The 17293-nt window shown below is 36.8% G+C and carries 16 protein-coding genes and 1 riboswitch; of the genes, 5 read left to right on the top strand and 11 right to left on the bottom strand.

Annotation, left to right across the window (positions count from 1 at the left end):
* Positions 1 to 321: 321 nt before the first annotated feature.
* The 4 genes from MY533_RS05355 to queF all read right to left on the bottom strand — a co-directional run bounded on the left by MY533_RS05355 (position 322) and on the right by queF (position 4319).
* Positions 322 to 2427, bottom strand: a complete 2106-nt coding sequence (locus MY533_RS05355) for a DUF2339 domain-containing protein (RefSeq protein WP_248718279.1) — start codon at positions 2425 to 2427, stop codon at positions 322 to 324.
* 93 nt (positions 2428 to 2520) lie between these two features.
* Positions 2521 to 2772, bottom strand: a complete 252-nt coding sequence (locus tag MY533_RS05350; RefSeq protein WP_132363255.1) for a phage holin — start codon at positions 2770 to 2772, stop codon at positions 2521 to 2523.
* Positions 2773 to 3183: 411 nt separating this feature from the next.
* A complete protein-coding gene (locus MY533_RS05345; RefSeq protein WP_248718278.1) occupies positions 3184 to 3819 on the bottom strand; it encodes a queuosine precursor transporter in 636 nt (211 codons plus the stop codon).
* The gene (queF, locus tag MY533_RS05340; RefSeq protein ID WP_132363257.1) at positions 3819 to 4319 is read right to left on the bottom strand and encodes a preQ(1) synthase; all 501 of its coding nucleotides are present in this window, start codon (positions 4317 to 4319) and stop codon (positions 3819 to 3821) included. Before queF ends, MY533_RS05345 begins: the two co-directional genes overlap by 1 nt.
* A gap of 257 nt (positions 4320 to 4576) precedes the next feature.
* Between queF and MY533_RS05335 the strand changes: the two genes are divergently transcribed.
* The 3 genes from MY533_RS05335 to MY533_RS05325 are packed head-to-tail and all read left to right on the top strand — an operon-like array spanning position 4577 to position 6504.
* Complete coding sequence (locus MY533_RS05335; RefSeq protein WP_371873335.1) at positions 4577 to 4957, top strand: GntR family transcriptional regulator; 381 nt, start codon at positions 4577 to 4579, stop codon at positions 4955 to 4957.
* A gap of 3 nt (positions 4958 to 4960) precedes the next feature.
* On the top strand, positions 4961 to 5827 hold the full coding sequence (locus MY533_RS05330; protein WP_248718277.1) for an ABC transporter ATP-binding protein: 867 nt from the start codon (positions 4961 to 4963) through the stop codon (positions 5825 to 5827).
* Positions 5824 to 6504 (top strand): hypothetical protein, encoded by a 681-nt coding sequence (locus MY533_RS05325; protein WP_248718276.1) that lies wholly within the window; start codon positions 5824 to 5826, stop codon positions 6502 to 6504. Before MY533_RS05330 ends, MY533_RS05325 begins: the two co-directional genes overlap by 4 nt.
* A gap of 48 nt (positions 6505 to 6552) precedes the next feature.
* Here MY533_RS05325 and MY533_RS05320 read toward each other — a convergent pair whose 3' ends face one another.
* Together MY533_RS05320 and MY533_RS05315 are read right to left on the bottom strand one after the other, a co-directional pair.
* Complete coding sequence (locus MY533_RS05320; protein ID WP_248718275.1) at positions 6553 to 7110, bottom strand: hypothetical protein; 558 nt, start codon at positions 7108 to 7110, stop codon at positions 6553 to 6555.
* A gap of 167 nt (positions 7111 to 7277) precedes the next feature.
* Positions 7278 to 8633: a YjiH family protein gene (locus MY533_RS05315; protein ID WP_248719151.1), complete on the bottom strand. Its 1356-nt coding sequence runs from the start codon at positions 8631 to 8633 to the stop codon at positions 7278 to 7280.
* A gap of 811 nt (positions 8634 to 9444) precedes the next feature.
* On the opposite strand from MY533_RS05315, the gene MY533_RS05310 reads away from it, so the two are divergent.
* Positions 9445 to 9843, top strand: a complete 399-nt coding sequence (locus MY533_RS05310) for a CotD family spore coat protein (protein ID WP_248718274.1) — start codon at positions 9445 to 9447, stop codon at positions 9841 to 9843.
* Between the two features lie 128 nt (positions 9844 to 9971).
* On the opposite strand, the gene glnA is transcribed toward MY533_RS05310, so the two are convergent.
* The 3 genes from glnA to MY533_RS05295 all read right to left on the bottom strand — a co-directional run bounded on the left by glnA (position 9972) and on the right by MY533_RS05295 (position 13301).
* Positions 9972 to 11306, bottom strand: coding sequence for a type I glutamate--ammonia ligase (gene glnA, locus MY533_RS05305; protein WP_132357302.1), 1335 nt, complete (start codon positions 11304 to 11306; stop codon positions 9972 to 9974).
* An 84-nt stretch (positions 11307 to 11390) separates the two neighbouring features.
* A complete protein-coding gene (locus tag MY533_RS05300; protein ID WP_132357303.1) occupies positions 11391 to 11765 on the bottom strand; it encodes a MerR family transcriptional regulator in 375 nt (124 codons plus the stop codon).
* Between the two features lie 285 nt (positions 11766 to 12050).
* A complete protein-coding gene (locus MY533_RS05295) occupies positions 12051 to 13301 on the bottom strand; it encodes a methionine gamma-lyase family protein (RefSeq protein ID WP_132357304.1) in 1251 nt (416 codons plus the stop codon).
* 446 nt (positions 13302 to 13747) lie between these two features.
* Here MY533_RS05295 and MY533_RS05290 point away from each other — a divergent pair, with 446 nt between their 5' ends.
* Positions 13748 to 14353, top strand: coding sequence for a trimeric intracellular cation channel family protein (locus MY533_RS05290; protein WP_248718273.1), 606 nt, complete (start codon positions 13748 to 13750; stop codon positions 14351 to 14353).
* Between the two features lie 226 nt (positions 14354 to 14579).
* Here the strand turns inward: MY533_RS05290 and cobT are convergent, their stop codons facing one another.
* Both cobT and MY533_RS05280 read right to left on the bottom strand, forming a co-directional pair.
* On the bottom strand, positions 14580 to 15635 hold the full coding sequence (gene cobT, locus MY533_RS05285) for a nicotinate-nucleotide--dimethylbenzimidazole phosphoribosyltransferase (protein WP_248718272.1): 1056 nt from the start codon (positions 15633 to 15635) through the stop codon (positions 14580 to 14582).
* A 113-nt stretch (positions 15636 to 15748) separates the two neighbouring features.
* Positions 15749 to 15926: riboswitch (cobalamin riboswitch) on the bottom strand.
* A 188-nt stretch (positions 15927 to 16114) separates the two neighbouring features.
* Entirely contained in the window at positions 16115 to 16987 is an 873-nt protein-coding gene (locus MY533_RS05280) for a DMT family transporter (protein WP_248718271.1), read from the bottom strand.
* Positions 16988 to 17293: the final 306 nt, after the last annotated feature.

Genomic DNA, 17293 nt, shown 5'->3' with positions numbered 1-17293 from the left:
CCCTCCTTCTGCCGATAATACTTTTATCAATATAAGATATCAAAAAAGTCTATTATTCCTTAAAACACTATAAAAACAGTGTTTATAGCAACTAACATTTGCCAACCATCCAATTTAATACTATTTTATGATAATTACACTATTCCATATATAAACAATTTTTACAAGACCACTTCTTCATATGAATATATATATTTTCAAAAACTTTCCATACCTAATAAGAGAACTTCGTTTAAATTACAATACAATGTAAAAAAACGTTTACCCAAAATTAGGTAAACGTTTTTTTGTGAAAACATACGTAGTGTCTAAATAATTTATTCATTTCCGCAACAACCTACCCGACAACAGCAACCCAATCCCACCAATCGTCATAAACAGGACTGCTCGTATTAGTAAGTCTAGTGCTGACAAATCAAAGAATATAAGCTTAATAAACGCAATAACTAAGATGATAAAACCTGTTATGCGTAATGTTCGTAAGTTTCGCACGTTGCTAAGCCAAAGGGAGATACTTGCTGTCAGGAATAATGTAATCGTTGAGAAGGCAATGCTTAGCTTCCAATCAAGCAAACTGTTGAAGGAAAGCTGAGAGATGAGACCCCAAACAGATATCATCGTCAGCACCACACCTGCACTAAAAATTGGATCAAGAAGTTTCTCTGTTTGCTCTTGATAGCTTTGATAAATGCGCCCCTTCATCAGTAAATCGATCATAATCGCTACGATTACAGCTATATACACAATTCTTGTTACTATATTTAACCACTCGACACCTTGCATATTGTATGGAATTATTTCAAGCATTATTGTGAAGAGAATGAAAAATACAGTAAGGACCGGCGTTAATGCACGACCTTTGTATTTGGTTGGCACTAAAAGTGATCCCGCGAAAAGTACAGCGAGGATCATATACATTAGATGCGGAATATTACCAGCACCTGCAAAGTACGTTCCATCCAGCTTTCCGATATAAGCTAAGAAATAACCAGTCGTTATTACCGCTAAAAAGTCAATGACATATAGGTCCTTCATTACTTTTTCAAATACAGTCTGTGTCTCTTTCGGACGTCTTGCATATACATAAATAATTAGGAGATATATTCCTGGCATGATTAAGCTAGCATGGTCTATGCTGAAGAATGGTGCTGGCTCATGAATTATAAAGCTTAAAGCGAGTGTAATCATAAATGAAAATGAGCTGACAACCTTCATCATACTAACTCGTAAACGTAAACTCATCATTACGCCCGCAAAGGTGATGAACGGGATGAGCAAATGATCCACTTTCTCCGGGAAATTCATAACTAATAGTGTATTACATAGTGTAATAAATGCGAGTGTTACGGCACTATCAAATGCCTCCTGCCATTTTTGCTTATAGCCATAACCCGCTAAAGCTGCAAACAAGCAAACTAATATGAATAATAGTGCTTCGCTATATTCACTAGGACTAACGATAAAGTCCAAGAGCAATAAACTAAAGGCTCCTAGGCTAAATTGAAGCCCAACATGAATATATTTCAATTTAGATTCTGCATTATATAAACGGCACCAACTCGTGTAAAAAATCGATAAAACAACAAGGAAACCTATTGCAAAAACAGCTCGATTGTCTTGATTCATAAACGCTATAATGCTGATAGCTAGCACTGAGAAAAAGGTTGCTATATAGAGAGCCAATTTCTGCTTGTGTTGATGAATAACAAATTGCAGCATCGTAAATAGAACAACAACATAGATTAAAATAATGATAGGACTAAAATCCATATATTCTAGTAAATAAGGTAATAATAATGAGGTAAACGCTACGAATATTGTTAGTACTTCGTTTTTCTTTAAATAGCTAATAGCTATACCGTAGCCGATATAAACGACTGCAATAACAAGTGCCATCGTTAAACCGATGATTTCATACAATATCGCACTAGCCGCTGTTGTTAATATTCCAACAATAAACGCCCCACCGTATAAAGATATCGTAATAGCTGAAGACCCTATTTTTTTATGTTCTAACAAATAAGCTGTTGCGGCTAAGGCAAGCGATAATGCATAGGCGAGAATAATTTTAACCTCATTCGATAAATAGCCATAATCACTCACAAGCTTAAGCCCCCAAAGCACTCCCATCACTAAAATGACCATAAATACTTTTGGCAGTGCCCACATAAAACGTTCTTCCAACGTTCGCTGTGGCTCCATCTTTTTTTCTGGAGCTGGCATTGTTTTTGGCTTTTGTTCCAAGTTTGAATTTGGCTTTGGGCTTTGCGCTAGTTTTGGCGTAGATTGCTCAATAATGGATTTTCTAGCGTTCAATGTGCTTGTTTTCTCAACAGCTTGCTGACGCTTTAAGCCCTCTAATTCCTGCCGTAAATCCATCATTTCTTGCTCGAGCGTGGCAATCCTCCGCTCCATTTCAAGCGACATTCAATCATCCTCCCTGCACTATCAATTTTTTACATTATAACATATTTATCCTTGTTGTAAAATTACACTTTTAATTTATTTTTACCTCATTATTTATCTCGGTCTTCGATACATTAAAGCACGTTCACTATCACTGGTTCCCCGTGTAGTTGGATCTACTACAACTCCTATTAAAACGAAAATTGATAATACGGTATTTAAGATGTGCGTTGCCTGCTCACTCATTGCACTCGTTAAGTCATAGCCAAAAATAGTTGCTACTTGCTGCGCGAGTAACAAAATCAACGAAAATAACGCCAATAAAAATGGTTTATGCTGCAAACGGATCATCCAGTTAATTCTCATAAATACTCACCTCCCTCCTTCTTATACACAGTATATGCTCCTCTGCAATATGGCATATATGCAAAAATGGAGCTATAAATAGAATAAGAGGGATTTTTATACCACAAATATTATTAAGGATGAATAGGCAACAACTAGTTTTCGTAAAACGCACATTAAAAAGCCATCTCAGCAAGGAGATGGCTTCGAGTTGTTGACAATCTATTATGTTCATGAAATAAAGTATAGCTCTTCGGCAAAAAGAGAGGTTGATTAGATTTCCGTTCCGACCTAGGGGCAATAAAAACTGAAATGGTTCCGATAATACGAGAAAATATTCCGATAAAAGCTAAAATTGTTCCGATAAATCTTCAAAGTTGCAACAAACAAAGTGAAGTAAACGCCCAACATTTTTTCATACTTTGAACCATCTCAGTAATGAGATAGTTCAAAGCCTTTACGTTTATCAAATTTTCGCGCAACGAAAACTAGCCCATAAACAAGTGGTGTTGCTACAATGGACGCAAAAAATTTAAACAAATACTGTGTTATAAATAATGTCAGTAACACTTTAATTGGCATTATTCCATAAAAGGCTATCGTAATAAACAATGCAGTATCAATCAGTTGACTTAACATCGTAGACGCATTGTTTCGAAGCCAAAGTTTACCGCTTCCATGCTTTTCTTTTAATTTATTAAATATCACTACATCCAAATTAACACTAACCGTATAGGCTACAAGACTTGCAATAATGACGCGCATACTGCCGCCGAGAATTGTCTCAAACTCCTGTTGATGAACAAAGGCTTGTGCAGGTGGTAGTGCAATGGCAATCGCGATAAAGCATGCTGCAAACACTTGTGCCATAAGCCCTGTTCTTACCGTGCGAGCGCCCGCTTCCTTGCCATAGACTTCACAAATTACATCAATAAGAGGATACGTGAAAATAATTAAAATTGCTGCTGCGGGAAGCATCATCCATTCGCCTATACTAAACACTTTAACAGCTAAAACATTCGCTAAAATTAAAAAACCTACAAACAATCCATTTAAATAGTAAAGCATCAACGATTATCTACCTTTTCAGGATATAGATCGTGGTTCATCAAACGGTGCTCCGCCATTTTTTCATATTTTGTGCCAGGGCGACCATAGTTACACCATGGATCAATGGACAGGCCACCACGTGGCGTAAACTTACCCCACACTTCAATATAGCGCGGCTCAATCAGTTTAATTAAATCATTCATGATGATATTAACACAATCCTCATGGAAGTCCCCGTGATTACGGAAGCTAAATAAATAGAGCTTTAAAGATTTACTCTCCACTAGCTTTTTATCTGGAATAAAAGATATATACATAGTCGCAAAGTCAGGCTGCCCTGTCATTGGACAGAGGCTCGTGAATTCTGGACAATTAAATTTCACAAAAAAATCGTTTTTCGTATGTAAATTGTCAACTGCCTCAAGTATCTCCGGAGAATATTCAAATAAATACTTTGTGTTTTGGTTACCGAGTAGGGTTAAATTTTGTAATCCCTGTTCTTCATTTCTTCCTGCCATAAAAATGCCTCCTCAAGTTGTGAGAAGTTCATTACGCATTAAATCTAATAAAAAAAAATCGCCATATCCGCATTTTTGGGATATGGCGTAAATGACGTCATCCATAGTTTTTTATAGAGGGTATGCGCTATGAACCTCTTTCTTATTCGCTAGTAATAGTAACTTAATGAATGCATTCAGTCAACTAATTTTTTCATAATTAAGCATTGACAAAAATATCCTGCGGTCATATAGTTAGTTACATAAGTAATTAACCAATTAACATAAGGAGGTGGATTGTAATTCACTCTTTAAATAGCGAAAAGCCTATTTTCCAGCAAATACGCGAACGAATAGAGGATGGCATTTTAGATGGACACCTACAACCAGAAGATCGCATTCCATCTACAAATGAATTTGCTAAGGAATATCAAATTAATCCCGCAACAGCTGGAAAGGGTGTGAACGAATTAGTGGACAAAGGCGTAATTTATAAAAAACGGGGCGTCGGCATGTTTGTTAGTACTGACGCCCGCGAAATATTAATTGCGGAGCGTAGGGAAAACTTTTTTAAGCAACATATAGAGCCATTGAAGAAAGAAGCAATAAGATTAGGTATTTCGGATAAAGAATTACAAAATATGTTACAAAGGAGTTAACGTATGAAAATTGAAGCGAGAAATGTTAGTAAATCATATAGACATAAGGAAGCTTTAAAAAATATCTCTTTTACAATTGAAGGACCTAAAATCATTGGATTTTTGGGTCATAATGGCGCTGGTAAAACAACATTCTTAAATTTATTATCAGGACTCATTGCTACATCTAACGGGAACATCACTGTCAATGGAGAAAATGCTTTCAATGCACCTTTAACCCTACGTGATATTTGTTTTGTTGCTGAGAGCGGAAACTTTCAAGAGGAAATGACAATTACACAAACATTAAAAGCGAATAGCTTCTTTTATCCAAAATGGGATGAGAATCTTGCAATGGAGCTACTAGAAGTTTTTGCTCTAAATCCAAAAGATAAGGTACGCAGTTTATCAAAAGGGATGGTGTCTGCGTTAGGCATTATTACAGGTTTTGCGAGTAATGCAGGTATTACAATCTTCGATGAGCCTTATATCGGACTTGATGTAGCTGCTCGAAATACTTTTTATGATTTATTGATTGAACAACAAACCGAAAATCCAAGACTTTTTATTTTGTCTACACATTTAATCGATGAAGCAAGTGAGCTATTTGAAGAAATACTTATTTTACACGAAGGGCAATTACTACTTCAGAAAACAGCAGAGGAATGGCATGAGCATATTGTTGCAGTAAAAGGTAGTCCTTCTGATGTTGAGCAGGCAGTTAAGGGTCTTAAGATTATTTATAAACATTCGTTTATGCAGGAGCTAACTGCAATTGTCTTCACTGATGGTCAATCCATTGAAGGACAAAATATTATGCTTGGACGTGTTTCCTTACACAATATGTTGGTTTATTTAAGTAAACAGCAGAAAGCGGGGACTATTAGATGAATACAGTAAAGGGAAGTTTGTATGTATTATTTCAAAGCTATAAAAAACAAATTATAACTTTTTGGTGCATATTATATTCAATCATCCTATTTTCGCTTTTCATAGATACTTTTTTTGAACTTCATACTTATTCTTTTTCCATCATGATTTCTATACCTGTTTATATCTTTTCCGGTGTCATGTCAGCAAAGCTACTAAATAAAACCTTGTCCTATTTTTTAAGGCTTGGTTTATGCCGCTTGCAATTTATGTTGAATGTGGGGATCTTTCTCATCTGTTGGAGCTTAGTAGGTGCATTCATAATTGGTTGTACACAAAAAATAATTACTTCCGTCTCTAACATTTTCATTATTCATCCTATTTTACTTTTTAATAATTCCCCATCATTTTTTCAAACGATGGCATTAGATACTGTTTTATTGCTCTTCTTCCTAACAGCTGGCCTTTTGCTGAATGTTGTTTTTTATCGTTTAGGATTTATTGGCGGTTACAGTTTTGTAGGGTTACTCGGCTTAATTACAATTTTTACAATCATTTTCAAATGGTATTCTTCTTTGTTTGACTTACTATCAAATATATCTACTTTTACGCTATTAAGTATTTTATTAGTTCTTAGTGTATTACTCTACTCAATCATAACAATGGCAATCCGAAATGCTTCTGTTAATCCAGCATAATTCTAGAGGCTAATGCCAAGCCCCTATTAAAGGTCTTGGCATTTTTTATTATCCATGTTCATCCTCTTGCGTTGTATAATCAATGGAATTAGCTATATCAACTAAAACTTCAGGCGTCACTTTATTTGAAACCCTTTTATCAATCCACAGCATGTATTGCCAATCTTCTCTTTTAAAAGCAAGAACATTAAAACCTGATATTTCCATATAAATGGAAGTCGTTCCGTTTTTCAACTTGAATGTCTTTACTATATTTTCTTTTTTAGACGGGAACTTAAACTCAATAGGTCGAACCGTTATTTTATAATAATGCTCAGGAAGCTGATGATTAATAAATGTCGCTTCAAAAAAATCATTCATATCATCATCAAGATCATTAAATCGACCAAAATGATGTGTAAAACTAATAGGAGGTACTCGAAGTGGTAGCTTTAGCCCTTGATGAAAGTGCCGTTCAAAATCGGAGGCAGCTGCTTCAACCGTTTTATAGCCTATCTCTGGATAAATTTCTTCATAAGAACTGCGCGAATCATTGATATAGGCATCACTTGGTTGAGAAAATAATAAAAAACAGGAACTTAAGCAGAGAGAAAAAATTCTGTCCATTTTATCACCTCAGTATCACTTTACGTGTAGTTTTTCCCAACTCAATGAAATTATGTGTCAAGTTGTATTCTGTTATTTATTCATTATTCCTACGTATTAACGCGCAATAAAGACAAAGAAAAAAGCAATTGTTCGCGTTAATAAGTTCGAACAATTGCCTTTTTAGTCTAAAAGAGTATATGTGCAACTAATGCTGCGATTGGTAGAGAAATAATCGTACGTATTAAGAAAATAACAACTAGATCAAAAAATTTAAGTGGAATTTTTGTCCCTAAAATAAGTCCACCAACTTCAGACATATAAATAAGCTGTGTTACAGAAACGACAGCAATTACAAATCGTGTAGTGTCAGCTTCAATCCCTGCTCCTAAAATTGAAGGTAGGAACATATCAGCAAAGCCAACAACCATCGTTTGCGCTGCCTCAGCTGCTTCCGGTAAACCAAGTACTGTTAAAATAGGTTCAAACGGCTTTCCTAAAAATGCAAAAACATTAGTGAATTCAGCAAGCATTAAAGCAACCGTACCAAATGCCATAACAACCGGTGCTACACCAACCCATAAATCCAAAACATTTCTAATGCCATCTTTCAAAAATTGACGTGGGTCACGATTTGCATGCGCAACAGTTAAAGCATTTTCTAAGCCATGTGACACAGAATTATAACCTTCTGGTAATTCCTCACGGGATAAATCTACTGGTGTTCCGTCGATATAAGTATCTTCCTTATTAGCCAGCGGGAAAATTCGTGGCATTACTACCGCTAACACAAGACCACAAAGAACTACTGTTAAGTAATATGGAATAAAATAGCGTGACAAATGCACTGTATCTAATACTACGATACAGAATGTGATAGATACTACCGAGAAGCTCGTTGCAATAATAGCAGATTCTTTTTTCGTGTAGTTCCCCATTTCATATTGCTTACTCGTCATCAGAACACCAATCGTTCCATCCCCAACCCACGATGTAAGTGCATCAACCGATGAGCGACCAGGGCTTTTAAAGAGAGGACGCATAATTTTTACCATCATCGTTCCGAAAAATTCAAGCAAGCCGAAGTTTGTTAAAAACGGTAATAGTAGGCCTGCAAATAAGAAAATCGTGAATAAAAATGTTACTAAACCATTGTCAGGGTCCATTAATAATCCACCAGTACTTTCATTATTAATCGCCGATGGTCCAAAATCAAAGACAACCATTGAGGCAAATACTAAACCAATGACTCTTATAATTGTCCAAAACCAATTGACATAAAATAATGTATCTAAAATACTAGGCTCTTTTGAATTATTTCGCGGAATACATTTGGCAATGAGTGAACCAATTGCCGAAATCGCAAAAATAAATATAGTAAAATAACTAATAACCGGAGCAATAAAACCTGCTAGTAACTTTGCTAAAATAGCAATTGGAACTTTCCATCCATCTTCCGTTAAGACTGGTGTCATAAATAACAGGACACCAATAAGAGACGGAATTATGAAGAAAAAGTATGTAGAAGTAGGATATTTTTTCATCATTTAAAGCCTCATTTCTCTAGGTTTTCGAAGTTCTATATATTAAGCTTGTTAGTTATGGACTGATCCATTTTACCTCGGCATAATTCCCGTCCGGAATCTGCTTTATGCTTGCACAAACCGAACTCCTTTGTGATTCCGTGACATCCGCCAAGAAATGTATATCTGGACTTTAATCAGTAGGAATTTTTTTATTCCTCACTGAAATATTAGTCTTTACCGATTAGGCATTTACGAGCCGTTAATCTCCCACTCTTTTTACTTTAGGCGAGAGCAATGTTACCTGATGCTTCTTTTTAGTACAGATAAATTACTGTTCGTTAATGCGCGGATAAAATAAAAAACATCCCTCTAAAAAGTAATAAAGGAATGCCCAAACATACTTTTTTATAATTAACATCCGCAATGCAAAATTTCTATTCATTAAGTCATAGCTATAAAATATCATAAACCAACAATACATCGGTTAATTCTACAACAAAATGCATTTTTATTCAATCCATAAAAATTTGTTATTGTGATAATTTTCTTCTAATTATCCACACTTCTTCTTCGTATCATTACCTTTCAACAATGCTCAATTTTACATTGTTTAAAAGAAGCCATTTGCACATTTGCGTCCGGACACTTTAAGTTCTCTCAGCGGGTGTCCAAACATCCTCTGAGAGAACTTAAAGTTTGGTGAAACTCTCCATTAATCAATTGCCTAAGAGATTTAACCAGCCCTTAATAGGCATACAAATAGACCATACTGTCTTTCATCTCATATGTTAATTATGAACCACAACTTATCAAAACAGGAGGTTTTACCATGCATAGACGTATGCATCACCATCATCATCATCATGCAGGTCCACATTGTTGTCCACCACAGCATTGCCCAACTCAATTTGAACCACCACACTTTTGTCCGCCAGAGGAATTTGTTCGCACTAATTACATCCATACGGTCGTACCTCATGTACAACCAGCACATATTACAACAGTTAACAAACATATAATTGATCATCAATATCATTTCCCTTGCACTGAATGTGTAGTGGAAGAATGTTGCGAAACTCATACACTTTGCGAGATGCCACCTGATCCTTGTCATATGCCACATCATCATATGGGACACCATCACCATCACATGGACCATCATCATATGTGCCATCATATGGATCATCATATGGGTCATCATATGGGTCATCATCATATGGGCTATTAAAAAATATGCGATGGGGTTAGAAATACCTCATCGCTTCATTTTTTTATAGCATACTGCTTACCTAGTTCTATCTTTACTATTGACATAAGAAAAACCGAGCACCTATAGTAGGTACTCGGTTACTATTTTTAGTACATTTTTAAATATTGATCGCGTTCCCATTGGTGTACGGTTGTACGATACATGTCAAACTCGATTTCTTTTGCCTCTTTAAAGTTTGCATAGATATGCTCACCTAAAGCTGCTTGCGCTACTTCATCTTGAGCAAGTAATACTAAAGCATCGTCCAATGCTGCTGGTAAGTTTGCGATACCATTCGCTTTACGCTCTTCATCAGACATCACGTAAATATTACGGTTAATAGCTGCTGGTGGTGTTAAGCTACGGCGAATACCTTCAAGACCAGCTTCTAAAATAACAGCCATCGCTAAATATGGATTAGCAGATGGATCCACAGAACGTACTTCTACACGAGTTGAAAGACCGCGTGCTGATGGAATACGGATAAGTGGTGAACGATTTTGAGCTGACCATGCTACATAACATGGTGCTTCATAACCCGGTACAAGACGTTTATAAGAGTTAACTGTAGGGTTTGTTACTGCTGTGAAGCCTTGAACGTGAGCAAGGACACCTGCCATGAATTGCATCGCTGTTTCAGAAAGACCTAGTTCAGTAGATTCATCGTAGAATGCATTCTCTTTGCCTTTAAATAATGAAACGTTGAAGTGCATACCAGAGCCTGCTTCACCGAATAATGGTTTTGGCATAAATGTAGCATGTAAACCGTGTTTACGAGCAATTGTTTTAACAACTAATTTAAACGTTTGGATATTGTCACAAGCTGTAATTGCATCTGCATATTTAAAGTCAATTTCATGTTGTCCTGGAGCTACCTCATGGTGAGATGCTTCAATTTCGAAGCCCATTTCTTCTAGCTCTAATACGATATCACGACGGCAGTTTTCGCCAAGATCAGTTGGTGCTAAGTCGAAGTAACCACCGTGGTCATTTACTTCTAGTGTCGGTTCACCTTTTGCATCTAATTTAAATAAGAAGAATTCTGGCTCAGGCCCTAAATTGAAGCTTGTGAAGCCCATGTCTTCCATTTTCTTAAGGATACGTTTTAAGTTGTTTCGTGGGTCACCAGCAAATGGCTCGCCTTTAGCAGTGAATACATCACAGATGAAACGTGCTACTTTCCCTTTTTCAGAAGTCCAAGGGAACACTACGAAAGTATCCAAATCAGGATATAAATACATATCTGATTCTTCGATACGTACGAAGCCTTCAATAGATGAGCCATCAAACATCATTTTGTTTTCTAGAGCTTTGTCTAATTGGCTTACAGGAATCTCAACATTTTTGATTGTGCCAAGAATATCTGTAAATTGTAGACGAATAAAGCTTACGTTTTTTTCTTCGATTAGACGTTTAATGTCCTCTTTTGTGTATTTACCCACAGTTTTCCACACTCCTATAAAATGTCTAGCTTTTTTATCATTACCCTACCCTATTAATAAAGTAATTAACGATGTTGCTTTTTATTAATAGAATCGAGATAAATCCCCACGACGGATGGATGATTTTTGCATGCGCTGCGCTTGAAGCATTTCCTCACGCATGATGCGACGCAATTCTGAGTCACTTAAATTTTGTTCATCTGTTGAAACAGGTTCATTCTTTTTAGCGAACAGCTTTTTAATTTTTGCCATGTTCATACCCTGTTCCAAGTAATCTTTTATTTCTAGCAATACATCGACGTCATTTAATGAAAACATTCGACGGTTACCTTCTGTTCGGTGCGGCTCAATTAAATGGTGTTCTTCATAATAACGAATCTGACGTGCCGACAGCTCGGTCAATTGCATTACGATATTCATAGATAATAACGGCATAGTTCGTCTAATTTCACGACTCATTTAAGTCCCCTCCAATACCTGCTAATAATATAACGAAAAATTTACACTGTCAACCACTCATGTAAGGTTTCCTAACATGAATTAAAATAATTTTTTCGAAATGACCAAAAATTATAAAAAACGAAGATTATTATCCTAACGTGGAGATTGATTTACGTTCCGATTTGGCGCTTCCCCTAGGGCGTCCGATGTGTCTTAATTCTACGTTTAAAAAAAATGATATCTTCAACATTTCATCTATAAATAAAAAACTATTCAAAATAGAAATTTTGAATAGTTTTTTACCTATTTTTGGATTTTTTGAACAGCACTACAAATTGCAAATTTTACGTGTTCGTATGTTAACCCACCTTGAATAAATGCTGTAAATGGCGGACGAATAGGACCGTCTGCTGTAAGCTCAATACTAGAACCTTGAATGAATGTTCCAGCTGCCATGATGACATCATCCTCATAGCCAGGCATATAAGCGGGCTCAGGCGCATAGTGCGCATTAATTGGTGAATTCGCTTGAATTTCACGGCAAAAAGCAATCATTTGTTCCGCAGTTTGGAAAGAAACCGATTGAATTAAATCTGTACGATTAGCATCATAGCTTGGTGATGTATTCATACCAATTTCTCCCAGCATAGCAGCCGTGAAAATCGCACCTTTTAAAGCTTGAGATACAACATGTGGTGCAAGGAAAAATCCTTGATAGAAATCACCAAGCGTATTTAATGTTGCTCCTGCTTCAGCACCTATACCTGGTGATGTCATACGATAAGCACATTTTTCTACTAAATCTGCACGGCCAGCAATATAACCACCAATTTTCGCTAAGCCACCGCCAGGATTTTTAATGAGTGAGCCTGCTATTAAATCAGCCCCAACCTCTGTCGGTTCCTGTGCCTCAACAAATTCACCGTAGCAATTATCAACGAAAATAACTGCATCCGGTGCTAATTCACGGATTTTTGCACACATGTCTGTAATTTGCGAAATGGTAAAGGATGGGCGTGTTGCATAGCCCTTCGAACGTTGGATAGCAATCATTTTTGTGTTTGGTGTAATTGCAGCTGCAACACCTTCCCAATCGATCGCTTGATTATCGATTAAATCCACATGGCTATAACCGATTTTATAATCTTTTAACGAGCCAGTATCTTTATCGCCACCATCCACTATTGATTGCAATGTATCATAAGGCTGACCCGAAATATAAAGTAATTCATCACCCGGACGTAGCACGCCGAATAAGCTAAGTGTAATTGCATGTGTACCAGAAATAATTTGCGGACGTACAATGGCAGCCTCCGCTCCAAAAACCTCTGCATAAACTCGTTCTAGATTGTCACGCCCCTCATCATCATAGCCATAACCATTAGACGGGTGCAGATGATAGTCACTTACTTGATGCTTTCGGAACGCGGCAAGCACTTTTTGTTGATTGAAGAACGCCATGTCTTCTACCTTTGCATGAAAAGGGCGTACCTTTTCTTCTATTTTAGCAGCTAATGCTAGTGTTTCTTCTGATAAATTGGTTGTAAAAGTCATACTGTTCTTCTCCATTTCACATTTGTTCAAATCCTATCTTAACAATTTGTGAGCTTGCCTGCAAAGCTTGCTAATTTCATTAGGCACTAAGATCAGGACTCGGCATAATTACGTGACATCCAACGAAGGCTTTCATTTCTTTTTAGCTATGCTTTTGCGACAGGCACAGGGTGTTTGGATACCTTTAAGTAACTTAAATCCGCATTCATCTCATCCACCTATAGTGCTGGGATATTTCTGTAACTGCCGTTTCACTTACGTTACACAAAACATTTGCTGAAAAGAAGTTGAATTACGAACTTAAAGTTTTAATTCTGCTATAATAAAATATTTAGTATCTGATAATTCCAAATCATAAGTCGATGCTTTTTTTTGCGAAAACTTGTAGATACAGTAACTAATCTACAACAACATAAAATGATTTATTCACATAAGGGGTGAAAGGGTTGGCTTGGGAGGTTTTTAGTATCATTGGCACAATTGCCTTCGCAATTTCCGGGGCAATAATTGCAATGGAGGAAGAATACGATTTATTCGGTGTATATATACTCGGTATCGTAACTGCTTTTGGTGGTGGAGCTATACGAAACTTACTTATAGGTTTACCTGTAACAACACTGTGGGGGCAGGATAGAATGTTCCAAATTGCCATTGCAGCTATTACGCTCTTTTTTTTATTTCCACATCGACTCATTCAGCATTGGCATCGTTGGGGCAATGTCACTGATGCTATTGGATTATCGGCATTTGCGATTCAAGGTGCCCTTTATGCTGTGAAGCTCGACATGCCTATTAGTGCCGTTATTGTAGCTGCTGTCTTAACAGGGTCAGGTGGTGGAATTATTCGTGATTTATTAGCTAGACGACAACCATTAGTCCTCCGCGATGAAATCTACGGTGTTTGGGCAGCACTAGCCGGGCTTATCATAGGACTTCAACTATTTTCAGGGGATATCTTTTTATATGTATTATTTGGTGTGATCACAGTACTAAGAATACTTTCATATATGAAGAAATGGCGTCTACCGTTACGGAAGTTGAATAGAGCATAGTTAAACTGTTGCATAATAAAAGCCCAAATCTGAGAATTTGGGCTTGAATTTTTAAATTCATTTTTCTTAGCGGTTCTATCCATCACTTTGACCGTTCTATTCAACGACTTCGGCTGTTCTATCCACGATTTTGATGGTTCTATCCACGACTTCGGCTGTTCTATCCACGATTTTGACGGTTCTATCCATGACTTCGTTTATCACACACCGTGATCTGCAAATAAAGTTACTTTTTCAACAGCAACATTGCTTCTTCTAAAGTAGCCATATTTTTCATCATAGAGCATGCTGCGTCCAAAATAGGAAAGGCTAAAGCTGCACCAGAGCCCTCCCCCAATCGCATATTCATCTGTAACATCGGTTCAACTCCGAGCATTTCAGCGGCAATTTTTGCACCTGGTTCTTCAGAGGCATGCGAAGGAATGATATAGTCTTTTACGTTAGGTTCAAGTTCGTAAGCGATAAGGGCAGCGATGGTAGAAATAAAACCATCAATAACAACAGGTTTACGATATGCAGCGGCAGCAAGTATCACCCCAGCCATAGCGCCTATTTCTAATCCACCAACTTTTGCAAGAATATCTATAGCATCATCGCGATTTGGTTTATTTAATGCAATAGCATCATAAATGACTTGTACTTTATGCGCTATTCCCCCTGGTCCAACACCTGCACCGAAGCCTGTCACTTCATTCGGATGACATTCACGAAGAACCGATAATATGGCAGCACTCGGTGTTGTATTACCAATACCCATTTCACCTGTCCCGAGTACATTTATCCCATTTTTTATTTCTTCCGTAGCTACTTCAATTCCTACTTCAATAGATTGAATGGCTTCTTCCCTTGACATAGCAGGGCCCTTTGCCATATTGTCTGTGCCATATTTAATTTTTTTTACAATAACACCAGCATCAAGAGGAATATCTTCTTTTACGCCAATGTCAACTGTAACAATTTTTGCATCTGTGATTTTTGCGATAGCACAGACACCAGTTCCTCCTCTAGGAAAATTTAATGTTTGAAAGACTGTCACATTTTGTGGATTAGATGTAACCCCTTCATCACAAACTCCATGATCTGCTGCACAGACAATAATTGCTTTATTAGCAATCGCAGGAAATAGTTCGCCTGTAATTCCGGATAGTTGCACAGCAAGGGCCTCCAGTTTCCCCAAGCTTCTAGGTGGCTTGCAAAGTGCATCTATGCGTTCCCGTGCCTTCTCCATCATTTTGTAGTCAGCACTTTGAATGTTATGAATCGTCTGTTGTAATAATTGCATTGAAAATTTCCCCTTTCTTTTTTGCCCTTGTAACTTGAAGAATGATTTAGAGAAAAAATAAAAAGCCTGTAGTTTATTCCATAACAAATAAACTACAGACTTTTCCATCATCTATATAACCGAAGCAGATAGGCAGGTCTCCTGGCTCAATTTCAACATTTCATAGAACCTTCCCAGAACGATGCTAGTGGCATTCTCTATGAAACTCCCTTTTACAGTGGTGGGACCGCTAAAGCTTTTCACTTTATTCCCTATTCTCCCGCAATGGGCACCTAATGCTTTTATGCAATTACTTTAAATCTACGTCAAAGTAGTTTTTGTGTCAATATATTAGTGGAATTGCATATTTCTTGCAAACTTTTCTTAGTCACATCAGGCTCTACACCTTTCAATTTGATATGGCTATTTTCAACTCTTTATGCTCCGTATCCGAAAAAGCTCCCTACTGCCAAAAAGGCATTAGGAAGCTTCCTGTCCATCTATTGTTGTGATATCGTCTTTGTTTTATCCAATTCACTCAGAAATGTTGCGCTGAGCAAAAGAATAGCGCCGATTATTTGAAGGGTTGCCATTTTTTCTCCTATAATCATCGTCGAAATCACTAATGATGTTAGTGGATCAATATAGCTTAATATAGCTATACTTTGCCCTTTTAGATGACGCATTCCAAAAAAGAACAGATAGAAGCCGATTCCAGCATGGACAATGCCCAATGCGATCAGTAAACTAATTGATTTTATATCGATTTGCATTACTTGGAACCCATTAGTCCCAAAAAGGTAAAGAGCAAGGAATAACGCTGCTAAAGCAAGTTGAATAATCGTATTATCAGGCTCTTTTAATCCACGAATATACTTATTGGTGAATGTTACTACTGCATAGAAGCAAGCTGCAATAAGGCCGTAGACAATACCAATATAATGTTCGTTTGTTTCGGTAGTTTGGCTTTGAACGATAAAATACAGTCCTACTAATGCAACACAAACATAAAAAATTTTTTTCAATATTATTTTTTCTTTTAAAATGATAGGTGACAAACAAATCACTAGTACTGGAGCAAAATAGTAGCTTAGAGCTGCATTGGCGATGGTTGTTTCCTTGTACGCCTGGAAAAGGAAAATCCAATTACCACATAAGGCAAAGCTCGAAAGTACCAACGGCCATTTATTTTGCAAAATAGTTGTTTTCGTAAATCTTTCTTTTTTAGAAAGGAACACCAATAGTAAAAAAACAGAGCCAATGAGACTCATCCAAAAGGCAATTTCACTTGAAGGCAACTTAATATATTTTGCAAAAACACCGACAGCTCCAAAAATAATCATTGATAATATAAAAGATAGTTTTCCGCTCATTTCTAATTCCTACTTTCTACATGTATATAGTGTTCGATATACAGTAGAATCTATTGAGAATTAGCAAGCTTTTATTGAATGCCTAAACAGCAGATTCTACTGTAAAGGCATTGTTGGAGGTGCTATTGTTCGATACATATGAATCCCTCCTTGCATATTGCAATCATAACACATTTTACCAAACAATAACGAACTCCTTCAATTTTATATCAACTCGAATGTATAAGAAAAACCCTCGTCTACATTAAATAGACTAAACTAATAAGAGGGTATTATAAGGACTTCCATGCCAGGATTGAAACATTA

The organism is Lysinibacillus sp. Ag94, assembly GCF_023242215.1.
Taxonomy (GTDB): domain Bacteria; phylum Bacillota; class Bacilli; order Bacillales_A; family Planococcaceae; genus Lysinibacillus.
The sequence above is the reverse complement of the archived record's forward strand: the minus strand, read 5'-3'. Positions and strand labels throughout refer to the sequence as shown.